The sequence below is a fragment of the Pseudarthrobacter adonitolis genome, assembly GCF_055412845.1.
This window is the reverse complement of sequence record NZ_JBVAYW010000027.1, coordinates 15,209-35,550: the sequence shown is the minus strand read 5'-3', so window position 1 is coordinate 35,550 and position 20,342 is coordinate 15,209. Positions and strand designations below refer to the sequence as shown.

At 66.5% G+C, this 20,342-nt stretch carries 18 protein-coding genes and 1 riboswitch; of the genes, 11 read left to right on the top strand and 7 right to left on the bottom strand.

From position 1 onward, the window contains the following. The first annotated feature begins 236 nt into the window (after positions 1-236). The gene (locus ACZYZ4_RS17855; protein WP_463863051.1) at positions 237-680 is read left to right on the top strand and encodes an SRPBCC family protein; all 444 of its coding nucleotides are present in this window, start codon (positions 237-239) and stop codon (positions 678-680) included. A 3-nt stretch (positions 681-683) separates the two neighbouring features. Here ACZYZ4_RS17855 and ACZYZ4_RS17850 read toward each other — a convergent pair whose 3' ends face one another. After that, positions 684-2,408 carry a CAP domain-containing protein gene (locus ACZYZ4_RS17850; protein ID WP_463863050.1) on the bottom strand — a complete coding sequence of 575 codons (1,725 nt, stop codon included), beginning with the start codon at positions 2,406-2,408 and terminating at the stop codon, positions 684-686. Positions 2,409-2,525: 117 nt separating this feature from the next. Here ACZYZ4_RS17850 and dcd point away from each other — a divergent pair, with 117 nt between their 5' ends. Next, positions 2,526-3,101, top strand: coding sequence for a dCTP deaminase (dcd, locus tag ACZYZ4_RS17845; protein WP_463863048.1), 576 nt, complete (start codon positions 2,526-2,528; stop codon positions 3,099-3,101). A gap of 164 nt (positions 3,102-3,265) precedes the next feature. On the opposite strand, the gene ACZYZ4_RS17840 is transcribed toward dcd, so the two are convergent. The 3 genes from ACZYZ4_RS17840 to ACZYZ4_RS17830 all read right to left on the bottom strand — a co-directional run bounded on the left by ACZYZ4_RS17840 (position 3,266) and on the right by ACZYZ4_RS17830 (position 6,453). Beyond that, positions 3,266-4,447, bottom strand: coding sequence for a cation:proton antiporter (locus ACZYZ4_RS17840; protein ID WP_463863046.1), 1,182 nt, complete (start codon positions 4,445-4,447; stop codon positions 3,266-3,268). Between the two features lie 5 nt (positions 4,448-4,452). Continuing rightward, positions 4,453-4,935: a cation:proton antiporter regulatory subunit gene (locus ACZYZ4_RS17835; RefSeq protein WP_463863044.1), complete on the bottom strand. Its 483-nt coding sequence runs from the start codon at positions 4,933-4,935 to the stop codon at positions 4,453-4,455. Positions 4,936-5,049: 114 nt separating this feature from the next. Continuing rightward, positions 5,050-6,453 (bottom strand): MFS transporter, encoded by a 1,404-nt coding sequence (locus ACZYZ4_RS17830; RefSeq protein WP_463863042.1) that lies wholly within the window; start codon positions 6,451-6,453, stop codon positions 5,050-5,052. A 189-nt stretch (positions 6,454-6,642) separates the two neighbouring features. On the opposite strand from ACZYZ4_RS17830, the gene ACZYZ4_RS17825 reads away from it, so the two are divergent. From ACZYZ4_RS17825 to mnhG, 6 genes are read left to right on the top strand one after another with little or no spacing between them, the layout of a single operon-like run. Continuing rightward, the gene (locus tag ACZYZ4_RS17825) at positions 6,643-9,702 is read left to right on the top strand and encodes a Na+/H+ antiporter subunit A (RefSeq protein ID WP_463863040.1); all 3,060 of its coding nucleotides are present in this window, start codon (positions 6,643-6,645) and stop codon (positions 9,700-9,702) included. Next, positions 9,699-10,292, top strand: coding sequence for a Na(+)/H(+) antiporter subunit C (locus ACZYZ4_RS17820; RefSeq protein ID WP_463863039.1), 594 nt, complete (start codon positions 9,699-9,701; stop codon positions 10,290-10,292). Before ACZYZ4_RS17825 ends, ACZYZ4_RS17820 begins: the two co-directional genes overlap by 4 nt. Next, positions 10,289-11,896: a Na+/H+ antiporter subunit D gene (locus ACZYZ4_RS17815; protein ID WP_463863038.1), complete on the top strand. Its 1,608-nt coding sequence runs from the start codon at positions 10,289-10,291 to the stop codon at positions 11,894-11,896. Before ACZYZ4_RS17820 ends, ACZYZ4_RS17815 begins: the two co-directional genes overlap by 4 nt. Continuing rightward, complete coding sequence (locus ACZYZ4_RS17810; protein WP_463863037.1) at positions 11,893-12,438, top strand: Na+/H+ antiporter subunit E; 546 nt, start codon at positions 11,893-11,895, stop codon at positions 12,436-12,438. Before ACZYZ4_RS17815 ends, ACZYZ4_RS17810 begins: the two co-directional genes overlap by 4 nt. Continuing rightward, complete coding sequence (locus tag ACZYZ4_RS17805) at positions 12,435-12,713, top strand: MrpF/PhaF family protein (protein WP_111908152.1); 279 nt, start codon at positions 12,435-12,437, stop codon at positions 12,711-12,713. Before ACZYZ4_RS17810 ends, ACZYZ4_RS17805 begins: the two co-directional genes overlap by 4 nt. After that, positions 12,703-13,125, top strand: coding sequence for a monovalent cation/H(+) antiporter subunit G (gene mnhG, locus ACZYZ4_RS17800; protein WP_463863035.1), 423 nt, complete (start codon positions 12,703-12,705; stop codon positions 13,123-13,125). The genes ACZYZ4_RS17805 and mnhG overlap by 11 nt, the downstream gene beginning before the upstream one ends. Positions 13,126-13,233: 108 nt before the next feature. Here the strand turns inward: mnhG and ACZYZ4_RS17795 are convergent, their stop codons facing one another. Further along, a complete protein-coding gene (locus ACZYZ4_RS17795; protein ID WP_463863034.1) occupies positions 13,234-13,497 on the bottom strand; it encodes a DUF4235 domain-containing protein in 264 nt (87 codons plus the stop codon). 41 nt (positions 13,498-13,538) lie between these two features. Further along, positions 13,539-14,081 (bottom strand): heme-degrading domain-containing protein, encoded by a 543-nt coding sequence (locus ACZYZ4_RS17790; RefSeq protein WP_463863033.1) that lies wholly within the window; start codon positions 14,079-14,081, stop codon positions 13,539-13,541. Positions 14,082-14,137: 56 nt separating this feature from the next. After that, a riboswitch (TPP riboswitch) is annotated at positions 14,138-14,279 on the top strand. Between the two features lie 64 nt (positions 14,280-14,343). On the opposite strand from ACZYZ4_RS17790, the gene ACZYZ4_RS17785 reads away from it, so the two are divergent. The 3 genes from ACZYZ4_RS17785 to ACZYZ4_RS17775 are packed head-to-tail and all read left to right on the top strand — an operon-like array spanning position 14,344 to position 17,422. Further along, positions 14,344-14,994, top strand: coding sequence for an ECF transporter S component (locus tag ACZYZ4_RS17785; protein WP_463863031.1), 651 nt, complete (start codon positions 14,344-14,346; stop codon positions 14,992-14,994). After that, on the top strand, positions 14,994-16,631 hold the full coding sequence (locus ACZYZ4_RS17780) for an ABC transporter ATP-binding protein (protein ID WP_463863030.1): 1,638 nt from the start codon (positions 14,994-14,996) through the stop codon (positions 16,629-16,631). Before ACZYZ4_RS17785 ends, ACZYZ4_RS17780 begins: the two co-directional genes overlap by 1 nt. Beyond that, complete coding sequence (locus ACZYZ4_RS17775; protein ID WP_463863029.1) at positions 16,628-17,422, top strand: energy-coupling factor transporter transmembrane component T family protein; 795 nt, start codon at positions 16,628-16,630, stop codon at positions 17,420-17,422. Before ACZYZ4_RS17780 ends, ACZYZ4_RS17775 begins: the two co-directional genes overlap by 4 nt. 25 nt (positions 17,423-17,447) lie before the next feature. Here ACZYZ4_RS17775 and ACZYZ4_RS17770 read toward each other — a convergent pair whose 3' ends face one another. Then, positions 17,448-20,264: a GNAT family N-acetyltransferase gene (locus ACZYZ4_RS17770; protein WP_463863027.1), complete on the bottom strand. Its 2,817-nt coding sequence runs from the start codon at positions 20,262-20,264 to the stop codon at positions 17,448-17,450. Positions 20,265-20,342 lie beyond the last annotated feature (78 nt).

Below are 20,342 nucleotides of genomic sequence, written 5' to 3'. Positions count from 1 at the left end.
GCGGCCCGGCCGCAGGATCTCAGCCCCTGGGCAACGCCCGGGGGCTGAGTGCGTCCAGCGGAAACTGAGAAAGGCCGTCACAAACGGGGAATCGTCCCGCCCCGCGTAACTCTTCAATAACGTCGCCGTCGGTGGCTAGGTCCGGGGTGGGCCGAGTGGCTACTCTGAACCCGTTAGCTGCGGTGTCATGGGGGTGGGGCGGGCTACCACCTGACCAGCGCTAACGAAGGACTCCCATGGCATTTGCAGAGCACGAGGTGCTTATCCGGTGCGACGCAATGACCGTGTACGCGTTCCTGGTCGACGGAACGAACCTTCCCCAATGGCGCAAGGGAATCCGCAGCATCGGCCTGATGTCCGGTGCCGCCGGAACCAAGGGCGCTGTCTACCGGCAGACAACCACCGGTCGGTCAGGACGGACCATCCCTGCCGATTTCGAAATAACCCAGGCCAGGCCCGGCGCCGAGATTCAGTTCCGCGTGATCTCCGGACCGTCGCAGCCTACCGGCGGGTACTACCTCAGCACTGAACCGGCCGGCACCCGGGTCAGGTTCGCCCTCGAATACCAGCCCAAAGGCCTCCTGGGCCTGATGAACACCGGCATCCAGCGCACCATCAAGGCCGAAGTATCCCAGCTCGCGCGGCTCAAAGATATCCTGGAAGTGCGGACGGCGGCCTGAGGGCTACTGCGCCAGCCGCTGGCCTGTCCAGCTTCCGGTGACGTTCGACGGCGACGCCAGGCTTCCGGCGCTCAGGTCCCAGTACTGCACCACATCGTTGGCCCGGCGCAGTGCCACTCCGGTGGAGTTCAGGGCTGTCACGTCGCGCAGCGGACGGATCCCGGTGACATCCTGCCAGCCGGTGGCGATGGTGGGCCGGGCTTCGACGCGCGGCGCCGGAGTGCCGGCTCCGCGGTAAAGCTGCACGGCGCCGTCGGACTTGATGGCCAGTAGATCCTGGAAACCGTCGGCGTCATAATCCACCATGCTCAGCTTCCTGGCCGCTACTCCGGTCGCCATGGTGGTGCGCGAGGACATGTCCGCCAGGCCCACATTCGGGTAGAGGAACAGGTTTCCGGCGGTATCCAACGCGACGAGCTGGGGCAGGCGGTTGTTGGCACACCAGCCGCCCACAGCTAGCGTCAGCGTTTCCCAGCCGGACTGGCCCAGTGTTACGGAAGCCCCGAAGCCTCCTGCCGCCAGTCCCGGGTGGAGCGTCAGCCGGCCGTCGTTCCACTGGGTCAGGAGGTCATAGGCGCCGTCGCGGTCCCAGTCGGGGGTGAACACTTCCTTGGCCGTTCCGAACCCGGAGCCGATGACCTTGGCAGCCCCGTAGGACCTGTTCCCCGTGGAGGGGCGGTTGATGAGCTGGCCGGCCGCGTTGATGGTAACAAGATCGGCGGCACTGTTGATCGCAGCGCTGGCCAGATTCAGGGTGGGCGGCATGTGTTTGACGGCCGGATCGCACACGGTTGGCGTTGGGGCGGGGAAAGCGCCCCCGCCGGCTGAGCTGCCCCCGGGGGACGTGACGGTGCCCGCGGGCAGGGTGGTGTAGCCGAAGAAGTTCACCACACCCCAGATGGTGTACAGGCTGTTCGTGTAGGAGATCCCGGCGCCCATGACGTTGAAGCGCGGGTCGAGCAGCATGGCGTTGTGGCCGGGAGAGCCTTTCCACCACTCCACCAGCTTCGCCGCGTCGCGGTCTGTGCGGATGGCAATGACCTCGCCGGCACCATTGTTCGGGTTTAGGGCGCGGGGGTCTGTCCAGAAGCTGGCGCGGTGCTCAATGACTTCCCGGGAAGCGATGCTGTTTGACCATTCCTGCGCCATGCCGGCCACCGTGGGGTGGTACTTGACCGGGGCCAGGCTATTGGCCGCCCGGTACTTATTGATTTCGTTGAAAACCGTGAGGATGGCGGCCGTGTTGCTGTCCGGCACCAGGGCTTCGGTGCCGAGTGATTCGGTGGCCAAGGATTCCGTGGCGAGGGCCTGCGGGGCGGGAGCCGCGGATTTGTTCTGGGCAAGTTCGGCGTCGGGGGCCCAGAGGGGCGGCACGGAGGGCGGTTCCGGCGCGACTGGTTCGGAGGCGGTAGTCACGGGGGCAGTCACCGTCGCCGCCGACTGCACCGCGGCGGTGCCTGACGTGCCTACTTCCCCGGCGGGCGACGCCGGTGTGATCACCGGTTCCACGGCTGGGGCGAGCAGGGAACCGGTGCCGGTGTCCGCGTCGGCCGCGCCGCCGTCGTCGTCCGCTGTCCCCGCCGGGCCCAACGTGACTGCGCGCGGCCCCAAGGCCGCCTGGACCGAGGGCTCATCCACCGGCGGACCGGAATACATGCCGGCGGCCGGGGACACGAGTGCGAGCGCGCACAGCATCGCCACAACGGCGGGCGCCGCAAATTTTCTCAAAGCCAACCCCAGATCAGTTCAGTTGTACCAACCGGGAGACCATCCGGCGGCTGTCATTCTGAGGCAACATTAGCCCCACGCCGCGACAGCGACAATGCATGCGGTATTTTGGGAGGCGTGCTGATCTCTGACCGCGACATTCGTGCCGAACTAGACTCCCAACGGATCGTCCTCGAACCGTACGATCCCGAGATGGTCCAGCCGTCCTCGGTGGACGTGCGGATCGACCGGTTTTTCCGGCTTTTCGACAACCACAAGTACGCGCATATTGACCCCGCGGAAGAGCAGCCCGAGCTGACGCGGCTGGTGGAGGTGGAGAGCGGTGATCCGTTCATCCTGCACCCCGGAGAGTTTGTGCTGGGCTCCACTTACGAGACCGTCACGCTGCCTGACGATATTGCTGCACGGTTGGAAGGTAAGTCCTCGCTGGGCCGCCTGGGCCTGCTGACGCACTCCACAGCCGGGTTCATTGATCCGGGATTTTCCGGCCACGTCACGTTGGAGCTGTCCAACATGGCCACGCTGCCCATCAAGCTCTGGCCTGGCATGAAGATCGGCCAACTGTGCTTCTTCCGGCTGACCTCTGCTGCTGAGTTTCCATACGGCTCGGGTGAATACGGCAACCGCTACCAGGGCCAGCGCGGGCCGACAGCCAGCCGCAGCCACCTGAACTTCCACCGCACCGAGGTGTAGCGCCCGGGCTGCGCCGCCATCAGCGCCTCGGTGCTGGCGGACCGGATCGGAATCCGGAAGGTGGTGACGGCGTCGTTCATCCTGGCCTTCGTCGCCATCCTCATGCTGAGCCTAAGCGCCGAGACCTCACTCATCGATGTAGGGCACCAGGGCAGGGAATCGGGCTACGCCCGGGCGGGCACCGGGGGAGGCCGCGTGAACAACTTGACGATCGGCTCCACGTAACGCGCTGCCAACGGGCCCAGAACGGCCATGATCAGCACGTAGGCCGTGGCCAGGGCCGCAAGCTCGTCCGGGACCACACCGGACGCCACTGCCAGGCCGGCGATGACGATGGAAAACTCGCCGCGGGCAATCAGTGCCGCACCTGCACGGAAGCGGCCGGGACGGGCAATGCCGGCGCGCTTGGCGGCCCAGATGCCGGTGAGCATTTTGGTCGCGGCGGTGACAACGGCCAGAACCAGCGCCCAGCCGAGCACTGGCGGGATCGAGGAAGGATCCGTGTTAAGGCCGAAGGCGACAAAGAAAAGCGCCGCGAACAGATCCCTCAGGGGCTCCAGGATCCGGGTGGCGCTGTGGGCCGTGGCGCCCGAAATGGCGATGCCGAGCATGAACGCCCCTACGGCTGCCGAAACCTGCATGGCCGAGGCCACGCCCGCCACCAGCAGGGCCGCGCCCAGCAGGTTGAGCAGGAAGACTTCGGAGTTCTCGCTGTGCACCGCTTTCGACACGCGGTGTCCGTGCCGCAGGGCCACCATCAACACCACGGTGACCACCGCAAGGGAGATCGCCACGGTGGTGAGCCCGCCCAGGAAGCTCACGCCGGCGAGGGTGGCGGTGAGGATAGGCAGGTATACGGCCATGGCCAGGTCCTCGAAGACCAGGATGGACAGCACCGCCGGGGTCTCGCGGTTACCGATCCGGCCCAGGTCCGTGATGACCTTGGCGGCGATCCCGGACGACGATATGTACGTGACGCCGCCCATGACCATCGCGCCCACCATGCCCCATCCAAGCAGCAGCGCCAGTCCTGCGCCGGGGATGAAATTCAGCACCAGGTCAAGAACACCGGCCTGCCAGGACCTGCGCAGACCGGTGAAAAGCTCGGCAGCCGTATATTCCAAACCGAGCATAAGAAGTAGCAGGATCACGCCGATTTCGCCGGAGAGATGTGCGAATTCCTGCATACCTTCGAGCTTGACCACGCCGCCTGCGCCGAATGCGAGTCCACCCACGAGGTATAGGGGGATGGGTGACATTCCGATCCGTCCGGCCAGCCTGGCCAACAGGCCAAGGCAGAACACAACGGCCCCCAGCTCAATGAGGGTCAGGGCCAACGGGTCCATAACGCTCAGCCGTTGCGCAGGATGTCGGCCGCCGAATCGAGGCCTTCTTGCGTTCCCACTGCGACGAGGAGGTCACCGGCGTGAAGTACGACGTCGGGTCCCGGCGACGGGAGCACCTCGCCTTCACGCATGATCGCCACGATCGAGACTCCGCAGCGCGTTCGGATGCAGGCCTTCCCCATGGGCTGATTCTGGAACGGGGATTCCGGAGCGATGGAGAACTGCCGGGTCACGATGCCCGGGATCTCCCTGTGCTCTTCACTCAGTTTCATGGCCAGGTGCTGCCCGCCCAGGAGGTTACCCAGGGTGGCGGCCTCATCCCCGGTCAGGGGAATCGACGCCTGGCAGGTGTCGGGATCGTTCCAGGTGGAAACGATGAGTTCCATCGTGCCCTCCCGCAGCTCCACAACGCCGATGCGGCGGCCGGAAGCCGTCATGAAGTCCTTCCGCCGGCCCAGGCCGGGGAGGTCAGTCTCGTCCACGTTCATGCCACCAGCCTAGTCTCCACAGGCGGGTTTCGGGTGGGTGTGTGACGGCGGCACGAGCGGACACTTGCGGCCCCTGGCCCACAGGGTCAGCCGGGGCTTAAATGTCCGTTCGCGCTAGGAGACTGGAACGACGGCAATGGCGGTCTTGTCCGGCGACTTCACCGGGAGCAGGACCAGGAGGCCGGCGAGCAGCACCACCATGATGCCGAGGATTCCCCAGCGCTGGGCCTCACCGGGGGCCACCAGGGGAGTGGCCAGCGTGATGCACAGGGTGAACAGCGCCGGAGCCAGGAAGCTGACGGCACGGCCGGTGGTGGCGTAGAGGCCGAACAGCTCGCCGGATTCGCCGTGGGGTGCCAGCCGGGCGAGGTAGGCCCGGGACGAGGACTGGGCAGGCCCCACAAACAGGCACAGGAACAGTCCGAAGACCCAGAACGTGGTGCTGCCGGCCCACGCCGTGCCAAAGAAGACGTAGTCTCTGTTGCCGAGCACCAGGATCATGGTCCCGGCGACCAGCAGCCCCACGAGGGAACCCACAATCACGGCCTTGGGCCCCACCCGGTCGTCCAGGAACCCGCCGATGACCGCGCCCACGGCCGCCACGACGTTGCCGAAGATGGCGAAAAAGATGACCTGGGACAATTCGAAGCCAAAGGTGCCGGCCGCGATGATCCCGCCGAACGTGAACACTGCCGCGAGGCCGTCACGGAACACTGCGCTGGCCAGGAGGAAGTAGATGGTGTGCGGGCTGGTGGCGTAGATTGCCTTGATCCGGCGGATCAGCAGGCCATAGGAGGCCAGGAAACCCGGCGGTTGGGCCCGCGCCGGCCGCGGGAGTTCCGGGACAGCGAATAGCACCGGCAGGGCAAAGATGAAGAACCACAGGGCCGAGAACACAGCCACCAGCCGGATGTTCAGGCTGTCGTCAGTGGAGGCGCCGAACCAGTCGAAGCTCGGCTGCACAAAGAGCTGCAGCACAATCAGCAGGGCAACAATGCCGCCCAGGTAGCCCATGCCCCAGCCGAACCCGCTGACCTTGCCGATGTTCTTCGGGGTGGAGATCTGGGCCAGCATGGCGTTGTAGTTGACGCCGGCGAACTCAAAAAACACGTTCCCCAGCGCGATCAGGGAAACGCCCAGCAGCAGAAACTCCGGCCGCGGGAACACAAAGAAGCACAGGCACGTCAGGATGGCGACAGCGGCCGTATTGACCCCCAGCCATAGTTTGCGGCGCCCGCCTTGATCCGAGCGCTGCCCGGTCACGGGAGCGAGCAGCGCGATGGCGATGCCCGCAATGGCCAGGGCGCCGCCAAGAACGGCCGAGGCCTGATCCTTGCCGCCGAAGGAGTTGGAGGTGAGGTAGACGGTGAAGACGAAAGTGGTCATGACCGCATTGAAGGCCGCAGATCCCCAGTCCCAGGCGGCCCAGGCGAGCACACGGCCTTTGCCGGTGGCCTCGTTTCCGGACGCAAGTTCCGATGGCGGCTGCATGGCCTCAGGAGCGCTGGCGGTGTTCATAGGCTGAATCGTATCCGCCCCTGGCGAACAAGGCGGTGATGGTACGCCGGACACCCGGTAAATTCCAGGGACCCACGGCCCGGAGCGGGAATAGTGCCAAGGGTGCCTTGATAAACTGGCCACCGAACTTTACGAATGACCGCCTGCCCTAACTTTTGACAATCGAATCCCTGACGTTGCGGAGATCCAGTGATCACAGTCCTTGCCGTGCACTTTACGGTGGCTGCTGTGGCGCCATTTCTGTTCAGGGCCTTAGGCCGCAACGCTTTCTACGCGCTGGCGACTGTGCCCGCTGCGTCCTTTGTCTGGCTGCTGTTCCAGCACAGCGCCGTGTACTCGGACTCCGGGGCAGCCACGGAGGTCTTTCCCTGGGTTCCCGGGCTGGATCTTGAATTCGCCTTCCGGCTCGATCCCCTTGCCTGGGTGATGTCGCTCCTCATCCTGGGCGTCGGCGCCTTGGTGCTCGTCTATTGCGCCCGGTACTTCAGCCTCAAGGACCAGGATCTCGGAGGCTTCGGCGCCCAGTTCCTCGCCTTCGCGGGAGTGATGTTCGGCCTGGTGATCGCTGACGATCTTCTCCTGATGTTCATCTTCTGGGAACTCACCACCATCCTGTCCTACCTGCTGATCGGCTTCGCCCGCACCAGGCTGGCAGCCCGGCGCTCTGCGCTGCAGGCCCTGATGGTCACCACCGCGGGCGGGCTGGCCATGCTGGTGGGCCTGATCATGCTGGGCCACAGCGCCGGAACCTACCGGATCTCGGCAATCCTGGCGCAAGCTCCCACCCTGATCAGCGGACCGACAGGCGCAATCGTTGCCGCCGCCGTCGTACTGATCCTGGCGGGTGCCATCAGTAAGTCCGCGCTGGTTCCGTTCCACTTCTGGCTTCCGGGTGCCATGGCGGCCCCCACTCCGGTGAGCGCCTACCTCCACGCCGCGGCCATGGTGAAGGCCGGGATCTACCTGGTGGCACGGCTCGCCCCGGGATTTTCCGACACCGCCTACTGGCAGGTCATCGTGCTGGGGCTGGGTCTGGCCACCATGCTGGTGGGCGGCTACCGGGCGCTCCGGCAGACCGACATCAAACTTATCCTGGCCTACGGCACCGTCAGCCAACTGGGGTTCCTGACCATGGTGGTGGGGCTGGGCACGCCGGACGCGGCACTCGCCGGCCTCGCAATGCTCCTGGCCCACGGACTGTTCAAGGCCACCCTGTTCCTGGTGGTAGGCATCATCGACCACCAGGCCGGTACGCGCGATATCCGCCAGCTGTCCGGCGTGTTCGGGTCGTCGCGGTCGCTCGGAATTGTGGCCGGCATCGGTGCCGCCTCGATGGCCGGCGTCCCATTGCTCGCCGGATTTGTGGCCAAGGAATCAGTCCTGGAAGCCTTTGTCCACCACGCTTCCGGCGGCGAGGCCTGGAGCATGCTGGTGCTCGTCGGCATCGTCCTCGGGTCCATTCTCACGTTCGCCTACAGCGCCCTCTTTATGTGGGGAGCGTTCGCGGTGAAGCCGGGAATTGAGCGGACAACGTTCAAGGCCGTCAAGCCGTCCTTCCTGGCAGCCCCCGCCCTCCTCAGCCTCCTCAGCATCGTCTACGGCCTCTGGCCGGCGCTGGTGGACGCCTGGGTCCAGCCCTACGCCGCGCTGTTCGCCTCCACCGCGTCCGACGCCGGCACACCTGCCGAGCAGGCAGGCCACCTTGCGCTGTGGCACGGTTTCACCCCCGCCCTGGGATTGACCGCCCTCACGTTCGCGCTGGGCCTAGCGATGTACTTCGGACGAAACCTGGTGGCACGCGCGCAGTCCCGTGTGCCTGGCTGGATCGACGGCGATCGCGTCTATCAGCTCATCATCGGCGCCCTGGACGACACAGCCGTCTGGATCACGGGCCGCACGCAGCGTGGTTCCCTGTACTTCTATCTCGCCGTTATCCTCACCATGGCGTTCGCTCTGCCGCTGACGGCCATGGTGCTGGCGGGCAAGCCGCTTCCGGACAACCTGTACTTCATCGATCCGTACTCGCCGCTGCAGCCTGTGGTCGGGGCAGGAATTGTGATCGGCGCGCTGGCCGCGGTCAAGGCCAACAAGCGGTTCCTCGCCGTGCTGATGGTGTCCGTGACCGGGTACGGGATCGCCCTGATGTTCGCGCTCCAGGGCGCCCCGGACCTGGCCCTCACCCAGATGCTCGTGGAAACCATCATCCTGGTGGCCTTTGTCCTGGCTATGCGCAGCCTGCCCGCCGAACTCCGTGACCGCACCGGCGGCAAGTACCGGGTGATCCGCGTGATCATCGGGGCGGCTTTCGGAGTCACCATGGTCTTCGCCGCCATCCACGCCATGGGCGCCCGGGTGGCCGTGCCCGTGTCCCTGGAATTCCCCCGGCTCGCCTATGAAGGCGGCGGCGGGCTGAACATCGTCAACGTGACCCTGGTGGACATCCGTGCCTGGGACACCTTCGGTGAAATATCCGTCCTTGCCCTGGCCGCCACAGGTGTTGCCAGCCTCATCTTCGTCCGCGGCCGCGGCGACCGGAGCAGGGTCTCAGAAACCATTGCCGAGGGCAGTGTAGGCCGCCAGGTTGCGGTGGATCCCGGGTCGCGGGAGGCAGCGGCGCTGGCCATCAGCCGCAAATTCGCAGCCTCCGCCCGGGATGCCTGGATCGTGGCGGGGCGGACCCTGGCACCGGAACGGCGCTCCATCATCTTTGAAGTGGTCACGCGGCTGATCTACCACTCCCTGATCATCTTCTCGCTCTATCTCCTCCTGGCCGGCCACAACCTCCCCGGCGGCGGCTTCGCCGGCGGCCTGACTGCCGGGCTTGCCCTGGCAATGCGTTACCTGGCCGGCGGCCGGTTCGAACTGCGCGAGGCCACCCCCGTGGGCGCCGGTACCCTGCTGGGGATCGGGCTCGCCACTGCGGCGGCGTCCGGCGTGGTACCGCTGCTGCTGGGAGGCCAGGTATTCCAGTCCGCCATCATCGAACTCTGGCTGCCGGTCTTCGGGGACATCAAGTTCGTCACGTCCACCATTTTCGACATCGGCGTATACATCGTGGTGATCGGCCTGGTGCTGGACGTCCTGCGCAGCCTGGGCGCCGAGATCGACGAACACTTTGACGAGCAGAGAACTGCGCCCGCCGAGGACGAGCCTGCCGAGGACTCGCCAACCGATGACGCCCCTGCCGCTGCCCAGGTGCGGGAACCCGTGGGCGTCCCTGCCGAAACCACCGCGAAGGGCCAAAGATGAGCGTCAACCTGACCCTGCTGGCCGTCATGGGTGCCCTGTATGCGTGCGGCATCTACCTGATCCTGGAACGCAGCCTCACCCGGGTGCTGCTCGGGCTGATGCTGCTGGCGAACGCCACCAACCTGCTGATCCTGGCCACCGGCGGCCATGCCGGCCTGGCGCCGCTGTACAACAAGGACACCGGCGCCCAGGAATACGCAGACCCGCTTCCGCAGGCCCTGATCCTCACGTCGATCGTGATCTCCTTCGCCGTGACGGCATTTATGCTCGGCATCATCTACCGCACATGGGTCCTGGCCCGCCAGGATGAGATCCAGGACGACGTCGAGGACCTCCGCGTCGCCGAGACGCCCCGCTTCGACGCCGAAGACGACGCCCCTATTCCGGCCGAGACTTCCGAGTTTCCCCTGACGATGCTTGGCAGCGACGGGAGCTCCGTCTCGGACCACGCCTCGACGTCGGACGGCCCGGAAGCGGCCGGCGATTCCGTCACGGCCGGTGCCAAGGAGATTCCTGCCGCGGATGCCGCCGCTGAAGAGCAACCCGGCTCGCGGAATGTAACCCCTGGTCCCGAAGGAGGTATGAAGTGAACATTGCAAGCTTTGCCCCGCTCGCCGTCGTGCTTCCCATCCTCGGTGCCGCCCTGGCCTTCCTGCTGATCCGGGACTCCCGCGCCCAGCGCGCCGTGAGCATTGCCGTGCTGTCCCTGACGCTCCTGCTCGAGTGCGCGCTGCTTGCTTCGGTCTGGAACGGCGGAACCGCCGCCGTGAACATCGGTGGCTGGCTGCCGCCGTGGGGCATCACGATGGTGGTGGACCAGTTCTCGTCCCTCATGCTCGTGGTGTCGTCCGCCGTCAGCCTCGCTGTGCTGGTCTACGCCACAGGGCAGGGCATGGCCGACGGCGACCAGGACGCTCCAGTGTCGATCTTCCACCCCACCTACCTGATCCTGGTGGCCGGCGTGTCCAACGCGTTCCTGTCCGGGGACCTCTTCAACCTGTACGTCGGATTCGAGATCCTGCTGACGGCAAGCTATGTGCTGATGACACTGGGCGGAACCGGCCCCCGAATCCGCGCCGGAGTTACCTACGTGGTGGTTTCCGTGGTGTCGTCGGTGCTGTTCCTGATCTCCATCGCCATGGTCTACGGCGCCACCGGAACAGTGAACATGGCCGACCTCGCCATCAAGCTTTCGGACCTGGACGAGGGAACCCAGACCCTACTGCACGTGATGCTCCTGGTGGCCTTCGGCATCAAGGCGGCCGTGTTCCCGCTCTCGTTCTGGCTGCCTGACTCCTACCCCACGGCGCCGGCGCCGGTCACGGCCGTGTTCGCCGGCCTGTTAACCAAAGTCGGTGTCTACGCGATGGTACGCACGGAAACCCTGCTCTTCCCCGGGGACAGCCTGAACACTCCGCTGATGGTGGCGGCGCTGCTGACCATGGTGGTGGGAATCCTGGGCGCCCTGGCCCAGAGCGACATCAAACGTCTGTTGTCCTTCACCCTGGTGAGCCACATCGGCTACATGGTGTTTGGCCTGGCGATGTCCTCGGTGGCGGGGCTGGGGGCCGCCGTGTTCTACGTGGCCCACCACATCACCATCCAGACCAGTCTCTTCCTGGTCACGGGCCTGATCGAACGCCGCGGCGGCAGTTCCTCCGTGGACCGGCTGGCAGGCCTTGCCAAGCTGTCACCCATGCTGGCCCTGCTGTTCTTTATCCCCGCCATGAACCTGGCCGGGATCCCGCCCTTCTCCGGGTTCCTGGGGAAGGTGGGGCTCATCCAGGCGGGCATCGAACTGGGCACGCCCCTGGCCTACGCCCTGGTGATCGGCGGCGTGGCCACCAGCCTCCTGACCCTGCTGGCCGTTGCGAGGGTCTGGAACCGCGCGTTCTGGCGCAAGCCCTCGGACGCTGAGCACCCGGACCCGGTCCTGCTGGCCGAGCCCGAGGATTCGGATACCGGCAGCCGGGCCGGCCGCAAAAACGTCACGCTGCTGCCCCGCACCATGGTGGGCTCAACCCTGGGCCTGGTGGTCCTTGGTGTGTCACTCACGGTCTTCGCGGGCCCGCTGTTCACCGTCTCGGACCAGGCCGCCCACGAAATGCTGGACAGGTCCGCCTACATCCAGGCCGTACTGGGCGAGGACACGCAAGTTCCCCCGCTGGCCCTGAAAGACGGAGGGGGCAAATGAGCCGCCGCCGGATTTCCCTGCGCCAGGAACTGCCCCTGCTGGTATGGCTGGTGATTGTCTGGGCTGCCCTGTGGCAGGACTTCAGCCCCGGCAACCTGCTCTTCGGCGCGTTGCTGGCCGTGCTCGTGGCCCGGATGTTCTACCTGCCGCCGGTGGAACTCAGCGGCCGCTTCAACATTCTGCACGCCGTGCCATTTGCCCTGCGTTTCCTGGGCAGGGTGGCGGCTGCCAGCATCGAGGTCATGTTTCTGGCGGCTGTCCGCGGCCCGAAGGTGATCAACGCCGTCGTCGCAGTCCCTTTGCGAAGCCATCAGGACCTGATGGTCACCGCCACCGGGCACGTGATTTCGCTGATCCCGGGCTCCCTGGTGGTGGAAGTGGACCGGTCAACGTCCACCCTGTACCTCCACGCGCTCAACGTCAGCAGCCGGGAAGAGATCGAGAACCTGCGCAAGGAAGTCCGCTCCATCGAAGCGGGCCTGATCAGGATCATGGGCACCCGCGAAGAACTCGAAGCAATCCGGCAGGAGGCCGCAGCATGATGCAGACCGTCCTGGCTGTCACGGCAGTCATTCTTTCGCTGGCAGCGGCGGGAGCCATCATCAGGATCTCCCGCGGCCCCTCGCTCTTGGACAGGGTGCTGGCCTCCGACGTCCTGCTCGCGATCCTCGGCGCGGCCCTGTGCATCGACATGGCCGTCAACCGGCACCTCAACAACCTCATGCTCCTGGTGGCGCTGTCCATCGTCGGCTTCATCGGTTCGGTGACCGTCGCGCGCTTCGTGGCCGACCGGCGGGAGCAGGCCAATGAATCCTGAGGCCAGCGTGATAGATAACGTCATCGATACCGTGTCGGCGATATTCCTTGTGGTGGGTGCCCTCATGTCGCTCGCCGCCGCCGTCGGCCTGCTGCGCTTCCCTGACCTGCTGAGCCGCATGCACGCGGCCACAAAGCCCCAGGTGCTGGGGCTGTTTCTGCTCCTGGCAGCGATCGGCCTGCAGCTGCGCACCTGGTGGGTGTGGCCGGTGCTGCTGGGGGCCTGGATTTTCCAGCTGCTGACGGTGCCCGTTTCCGCACATATGGTGGGCCGCTCCGGCTACCGCACCAAACACCTGCACCGCGAGCTGCTCAGCTCCGATGAACTTGAAGCCGTGGTTCAGAAGGCGGCGCAATCCGCCCGGGACGAGTCAGCCCGGGATGAAGCATCCGACGGCGACCGCCGGGACTGAGCGTCACTCGCCGCACGCCCCACGTGAGTTATTGTCCAGATAACACGGCGTCACGGCCGATTAGAGGCAGTTATCTGGACAAAAACTCAGCGGTTGCTGGTGGTGGGCTTAGACGATGTCCTGGGACTTGGCGAAGCGCACGATGGCCCGCTGCGTGCCGCGGTTGGCGAGAACCTGGATGATGGTGCTGACCGAGGCTGAAATGAGCGCGAAGGTGAGCGCCGAGCGGAGGCTCGTGGGGGTGTCTTCGTCTCTGCCGGTGGGTGCTTTCCTGCCGGTGGACTTTTCCCATACGGTGTTGACCATCTTGGTGCCGACGAATCCGGCGCCGAGGCTGATTGCAGTGCCGAGCAGCTTGATGAACAGGTTCATTCGTTGAACTCCTTGTGAGCGGATCCGGGACTGTCTTTAGCCTAACCCGGCTGCATGGACTCCAGAATCTCCCGCAGGGCTTCCACCACGAGATCGTGGTCCTGCTGCTGGGGCAGGCCCGAAACCGTCACCGTGGCCACGGCTCCCACGCCGGCGACGTACACCGGGAAGCAGCCGCCGTGCGGGGCGTAGGTGGACTCGTCGAACCAGCCGTGGTCCTCGATCCGGCCGCCGTGCAGCCTGCCGCGGAGGCCCACTAGCAGCGACGGGATCTCATACCTGGCGGCGGTGCGTTGCTTCGCCCGGATCCAGCGCTCGTTGTCCGGGGTGGCGCCGTCCAGGGCAACGTGGAAGAGCACCTGCTCGCCCTTGGTGATGTCGATCGGGATGGGCAGCCGGCGCGATTTGCCCAGCTCCACCAGGAGCAGCCCGAGGTTGAGGGAGTCGTCCTTGCTGAAATGCGGAAACTGCAGCTCGTTGATCTCGGCTTCGACCCGGGCAATCAGGGCCTCAAGCAGCCCCGCCGGCTGGGGCACCGTCGAATCGGGATTGAACGCAGTCACAGTCGGGTTGTTGGCAGTCATGGCCCACAATCTACCCCGCCCGCGGTGTAAACTGGATCACGCCCATCAGGGCAGATTTATTACGACAGGGGAGCGCCGCCGTCGGACATCACTGGCATTGCCAGGGAACCGCAGGTGGGCGCTGAGAGTGCGGACAGCCGCAGACCCTCGAACCTGATCCGGTTAGTACCGGCGCAAGGGAGTCGAGTTCTCGAAGTGTCCGGTATCGGCGGCAGCGCCGCACGCCGGGGCACTTTCCCCTCCTGTTCCTCAGGAGGACCGAATGACAACTGCATCAATCAAAAAAACCGGCAATACTTGGCGCGTAGTGGACATTGTGGTGGCGGCGCTCATCGCGATCACCGGCGGCGTCATCTTCTGGGCCTGGTCCCAGGGCGCCGGAATCGTTTCCGCCCCCATGAACGCGGTTTACCCCCCGCTGACCGGCTTGATCGCCGGCGGTTGGATGATCCCGGCTGTGCTGGGCATGCTCATCATCCGCAAGCCCGGCGCGGCGCTCTTCTGCGAAACCGTGGCCGCCACCGGCGAACTCATCATGGGCTCCCAGTACGGCGCCACCGTGCTGATCTCCGGGCTCCTTCAGGGCCTCGGCGCCGAGCTGGTGTTCTTCCTCCTGGTGTACGGCAACTTCCGGTTCAAGTCCTTCCTGCACCAGAAGTACAACCTCATCGCCGCACTGCTGGCCGGTGCCGGGGCGGGTCTCTTCTGCGGCCTGAATGACTCCTTCATGCCCTGGGGCTGGAACATCGCGTACGAACCCGGTGACAAGCTCGCCTACATCCTGTTCTGCACCCTTTCGGGTGCGGTCATCGCCGGGGCGCTGTCCTGGGTCGCCACCCGCGGCCTCGCCAAGACTGGTGTGCTGAGCTCCTTCGCATCGCGGAAGGCAGCTTCGGAGCCTGCGTTCAACTAATGACCGCTTCCGACGCCGGTGCCGCGGCAGGGGTGCGCCCCGCCGCGGTGTCCGCCCGTGGCTGGGGCTGGCGGCATGCCGGGCGTTCCGCCCCCGCCGTCCACGGGCTCGACCTTGATATCGCTCCGGGCGAGCGGGTGCTGCTGCTGGGCCCGTCGGGGGCGGGCAAGTCAACGCTGCTGCATGCGCTCGCGGGGGTGCTGGGTGATGAAGGGGACGACGCCGACGAGACCGGTTCGCTGCTGATCGACGGCGTGGTGCCCCGCGGGCAGCGCGGCCGCTCGGGCCTGATGCAGCAGGACCCCGAAACGCAGGTGGTTCTTTCGCGGCTGGGTGACGACGTCGCCTTCGGCGCCGAAAACCTCGCCGTTCCCCGGGACGAGATCTGGCGGCGCGTCCATGAAGCGCTCGACGACGTCGGGTTGCGGAGTGCGGGTGGTGGCGCTGGTTTGGGTGGCGCTGGTTTGAACGCAGACGGCGGGCCAGGTGCCGCCGGGCTCCCGCTGGACCACCCGACGTCGGCCCTTTCCGGGGGGCAGAAGCAGCGCCTGGCGCTGGCCGGGATCCTCGCGATGCGGCCCGGGCTGATCCTGCTGGACGAGCCCACCGCAAACCTCGATCCCGCCGGTGTGATGGAAGTCAGGGACGCCGTGGGCCGCTGCCTGGACAAAACCGGTGCCACGCTGGTGGTGGTGGAACACCGCGTGTCCGTCTGGAAAGACCTGGTGGACCGGGTTGTGGTGCTGCAGCCGGGCTCGGCAGCGGGCTCCGCAGGAAGTTCCGCCGCTACTTCCGCAGTCCTGCTGGACGGACCGCCGGACCAGGTGCTCGCGGAGGCACGGGACATGCTGATCGGCGCGGGCGTCTGGGTGCCGGGCTATGTCCCGGCAACCCGCCGCCGCGCGTCCACAGGCTCCGGTGACCTGCTGCTGGCCGCCGAGGACCTAGCCGTCTCCCGCGAGCGTCCGCGGCGCCGCGGCTTCCGGACCATCCCGCCCGTGCCGGTGCAGTCGGGCATCACGGCCCAGGTCCGTACCGGCCATGCACTCACCGTCACGGGGCCCAATGGCGCCGGCAAGTCAACGTTTGCGCTGACGCTCGCCGGACTCCTAGCGCCGGTAGCGGGGAAGGTGTCCGCCGCCGTCGAGCTTTCCGAGGGCGCGGGGATCGATCCCTTCAACTGGAAGGCCAACCAGCTGATTTCCCGCGTCGGAACAGTCTTCCAGGAGCCCGAGCACCAGTTTGTTACCGGCCGCGTGCTGGACGAACTGATGTTCGGCCCACGGCATCTGGGGCATGGCGAGGAGCGGGTTGATGAGCTGCTGGAACGGCTGCGCCTGACGCACCTGGTGGACGCCAATCCGTACACGCTGTCGGGCGGCGAAAAGCGGCGCCTGTCGGTGGCCACGGTCTTGGCTGCCCACCCGCGTGTGCTGGTGCTGGATGAGCCGACCTTCGGCCAGGACGCCAACACCTGGGCCGAGCTTGCGTCGTTCCTCTCCGAACTGCTCGACGCCGGGACCTCCGTGGTTTCAGTGACTCACGACCAGGAATTCAGCGCCGTTCTGGGCGGTGCCGAACTGCGGCTTGGCCCGGCCTCACGCGGCGGCGCCCGCCAGGAAGCAGGTGCGGCATGAGGGATGCCCTGACCCTCCGCGGCAACCACGCGCTGCTGACGCGCGCCAACCCGCTGGCCAAGTTCGCCGTTGTATTCCTCATCACCCTGGTACTGGCGCTCTCCATCGACTGGGTGTCCGCCACGACCGCGCTTGTGGCGGAACTGGCGCTCTTTCCGCTTGCCGGCCTCACCCTCCGCCCGTTGTGGCAGCGTGGCTGGCCGCTCATCATCGCGGCAGCCCTGGGCGGCTGGAGCACGGCGATCGTCGCGGCGGACAGCGGCGCTGTATTGCTCGACGTCGGGATCTGGTCTATCAGCGAAGGTTCCCTCCAGTTGGGAATCGGTTTTATGCTGCGCGGACTCGCGATTGCTCTACCGGCGATCCTGCTCATGACCTGCACAGACCCCACCGACCTCGCCGATGCGCTGGCCCAGAAGGCCCGTCTGCCGCACCGGTTTGTCCTTGGCACGCTGGCCGCGATGCGCCTGGTGGGACTTATGGCCGAGGAGTGGCAGACAATCGGCATGGCGCGGCGTGCCCGCGGCGTGGGCTCGCAAGGCAGCCCGCTGCAACGGCTGCGGGCCACTCTCGGGCAGAGCTTTGGGCTCCTGGTCCAGGCCATCCGCCGCGCCTCCCGGCTGGCCGTCACCATGGAAGCGCGCGGGTTTGGCACCGGGCAGCGGACGTGGGCCCGGGAATCCACGTATTCGCCGCTGGACGCCTGGGTGCTGGTGGGCGGCGTGCTGATCGCGGCGGCTGCTGTGGTTGCCGCGGCCGCGATGGGGACCTGGAACTTCGTCTGGCGCTAGTTGGATCTCGTGGGGCCGGCGCTGGTCAGCGGGTGCGCAGCGGTGCGGTCCGGTCGAACCTCTCACGCGTCAGGAACGCCAGCTGGGCTTCCTTTTCCGCCAGCTGGATGACCGGTCCCAACTCGAAGCACGTGACGTCGAGCCGGCGCAGGGCTTTGGTGTTACGGGCATCCGGCTCCACCACGATCCTGTCCTTTCCCGGCACGGAGAACATGTAATGGATCAGGGACGTGGCGAGCCGCGGCGTGAAGTGCGGGACGGGCCGGGTGGCCGGAGCCAGCAACAGGTGCATCCCGATGTCCTCCTCCCGGGCCGCGTAGGCCTCGCCGACGGGATCGTGCAGCGGCTCGTAGGTCTGGAACAGCGCCAGGGGCTCGCCGTCGAGCACCACCAGGAAGGCGTGGTGCGTCTCCAGCGAGTCAAGGAACTCATAGATCCCCAGCACGTCTTCGCGCGTGTGCTCGGTCATGCCCCAGAACCTGGCGCGCGGCTGGGTGACCCACTGGTAGATCAGGTCCAGGTCTTCCGCAGGAGCGAGCGGAACGATCCGCAGGGTGCCCCAGCCCTTGAGCTCTTCGGTGTAGATCGTGGTCCGCAGGGAGTAGTCCCGGATGGTGGTGTTCATGGCTTCCTTCGTGGGCTGGGGATGTGCTGGGGTGGCTGACGTGAGCTGGCTGCCGGCGTGCCCCTTGTCGAGGGTGAGCCGCGCCCAGCCCGTGACCACCGGGATGAGTTCCCCGGCCGCCCAGAGCGGCAGCTGGTCCGCAAAATGGGGGTGGCCCGGGTTCCCCGCGGCGCCGAACGGGACAATCCACCGGCTCTGTTCCCGGTCCGACAGATCCCAGACATACCGTGCAACTGGTCCGCGGAAACTTTGATCCTCAATGCCGGGAAGGCTTTCGGTGCTGAGCACGCAGCCGGAGTCGCCGGAGAGCGGAGCTGTGGGTGCGGAGTTGGCCAGGCTGCCGGGCAGTTCGTGAACGGCCAGAAGCTGGTGACGCTCGCCCCACACTTGGCCGGGAATGCCGGCTTCTTCCTGCAACGCCGCTTCCTGCAGGGCTGCCTTTTCCAGCGCCGCTGCGGCTTCGACGGCGGGGCTGATGCCAAGTTCCGCTCCGCGAAGCAGCAGTGTCTCAAGTCCGAATCCCACCCGCGAAGTCACCGACAACCACGGCCCAAACAACGGCGAGTATCCGGTCGGGACTGCCAGCTGTGCCAGCGCCGCATGCCCGGCCATCCGCCGGACCAAGAAGCCACGCCATGTGGCGAAGGCCGCCGTGTCCTGGCTGCGTGCATCCATGTGGCCGTTCCAAGCCAGCAGCCGGGAACGCAGGCCTGCCGCCCCGACGGTCAGCGAGTCGGCGTCGATGTCTTCAATCAGCCCGCGAAACTGAGGCCAGGGACCAAGCAGCGTGTCCGAGTGGATGGTCTGCATGTCATTAACGGTGAAGGCCGTGGCGCCCGGAGCTTCCAGCAGCTCGCGGATCCGCCGGGCGCGGTGGGCCGGGGCGAATTCCATGCCCACAGCATCGCCGCCACCGGCCGCGCGGTCGTTCGCGCTGACCGCAAAACGTGTCACCGCAGTGCCCGGCAACGGCAGATATATGCCGTTCCAGGAATATTCCGGCCTTGACGCCGGCACGGGAACCCGGCGATTGTTATGGTTCCGCTGCGGGACCAGCCCAGCGAGGAAATGACTCACGTTGCCCTCGGCGTCCGCTGCAATCACGCTGTTTACCGGCTCCACCCATCGCTGCAGGGCCGCCTCCACATCCGCAACGGAGCGGCTCCGCAGCAGCGGCAGGAGGGCCTCGAAGCCTAGCCGCCCTTCAACCCGCGCCGGGAACCGCAAACTCAGGGCGCCGCCGTCGGGCCCTCCCGCGATCACCGGGCCGCGGATGGTCTCGATGAGTTCCACTTCCTCCGACGCGCCGCCGCGGACGAGGATAGTGTCGAGTTCGACGACGGCGGATTCCCAGCCGAGCGGACCGCGCGCCTGAATCCCGGGCGAGTTTTCCCCTACCGGGTTGGTCCCCGTCGGGCCGCGGCGCAGCTCCTCCTCAAACAGATCCTGGTAGTCGGCCATGGCGTTGGTGATGGCCCACGCGGTGTGCCCGGTGTGGCCGAAGTGCGGCAGCCCCGGTACGCCCGGGAAGGCGAATCCGACGGCGTCGAACTCCGGGCAGGCGAGCCGCACCTGCTGGTACACGCCGGGCAGCTCGAGGAGGCGGTGCGGGTCGCCGGCGATGAGCGGCTGACCGCTCGCCGTCGCAGAGCCGTGGACCGCCCAGGCGTTGCTGCCGGACCACACGGGGGCCTCGATGCTGAACAGACTCACGGCGTCGGGTCCGAGCGTCCGGGCGACGTGGGCGCGGAAAAGTTTGTTGGGGAACGTGGAAAACAGGATGTGCTGGACAAGGAAAACGCCCAAAGGTGTCCATTGGTTCCACGGCGCGGGCGAGGTGCCGGATTCCTCGAACTCCGGCCCGCCGCGCAACCCGTCCGCGAGGGCCTCGTTGATGCCGGCCACGTAACTTTGGCACCAACGCCGGGTATCGGCGTCGAGCCTTTCGAAGCAGCGGCGCGCCGTGTCGTCCAGCCTGGCCTGGCGGGCAAAACGGTCCCAGTGCAGGCCGTCGGAACCCAGCATCTCTGCAGTCCGGCCCTCGGATCGCCAGCGTTCGAGCTCGATCTGCCAGGAGCGGTCCGTGGCTACGTTCTTGCCCTGAAGATGCGCGAGCGCGTCAGCGGAGTCCGCCCACAAATGCGGGATTCCCCACGGGTCACGGTAGGTGCCGGTGCCGCCTGCAGGGGCGGAATTTTGTGTCGGGGCAGGCGTCATAGTCAGGGCCGGCTTTCGAGCTTAGGTTAGGCTAACTTTAGTCAAGATAGGTGGAATTGGCCCAGTTCGCAAAATCGG

Bases quoted from the DNA above. Each gene is read 5' to 3' on its own strand.
- ACZYZ4_RS17855 (WP_463863051.1), top strand. From the start codon at position 237: ATGGCATTTGCAGAGCACGAGGTGCTTATCCGGTGCGACGCAATGACC.
- ACZYZ4_RS17840 (WP_463863046.1), bottom strand. From the start codon at position 4,447: ATGGACCCGTTGGCCCTGACCCTCATTGAGCTGGGGGCCGTTGTGTTC.
- ACZYZ4_RS17835 (WP_463863044.1), bottom strand. From the start codon at position 4,935: ATGAACGTGGACGAGACTGACCTCCCCGGCCTGGGCCGGCGGAAGGAC.
- ACZYZ4_RS17830 (WP_463863042.1), bottom strand. From the start codon at position 6,453: ATGAACACCGCCAGCGCTCCTGAGGCCATGCAGCCGCCATCGGAACTT.
- ACZYZ4_RS17820 (WP_463863039.1), top strand. From the start codon at position 9,699: ATGAGCGTCAACCTGACCCTGCTGGCCGTCATGGGTGCCCTGTATGCG.
- ACZYZ4_RS17810 (WP_463863037.1), top strand. From the start codon at position 11,893: ATGAGCCGCCGCCGGATTTCCCTGCGCCAGGAACTGCCCCTGCTGGTA.
- ACZYZ4_RS17805 (WP_111908152.1), top strand. From the start codon at position 12,435: ATGATGCAGACCGTCCTGGCTGTCACGGCAGTCATTCTTTCGCTGGCA.
- mnhG (WP_463863035.1), top strand. From the start codon at position 12,703: ATGAATCCTGAGGCCAGCGTGATAGATAACGTCATCGATACCGTGTCG.
- ACZYZ4_RS17795 (WP_463863034.1), bottom strand. From the start codon at position 13,497: ATGAACCTGTTCATCAAGCTGCTCGGCACTGCAATCAGCCTCGGCGCC.
- ACZYZ4_RS17790 (WP_463863033.1), bottom strand. From the start codon at position 14,081: ATGACTGCCAACAACCCGACTGTGACTGCGTTCAATCCCGATTCGACG.
- ACZYZ4_RS17785 (WP_463863031.1), top strand. From the start codon at position 14,344: ATGACAACTGCATCAATCAAAAAAACCGGCAATACTTGGCGCGTAGTG.
- ACZYZ4_RS17780 (WP_463863030.1), top strand. From the start codon at position 14,994: ATGACCGCTTCCGACGCCGGTGCCGCGGCAGGGGTGCGCCCCGCCGCG.
- ACZYZ4_RS17775 (WP_463863029.1), top strand. From the start codon at position 16,628: ATGAGGGATGCCCTGACCCTCCGCGGCAACCACGCGCTGCTGACGCGC.
- ACZYZ4_RS17770 (WP_463863027.1), bottom strand. From the start codon at position 20,264: ATGACGCCTGCCCCGACACAAAATTCCGCCCCTGCAGGCGGCACCGGC.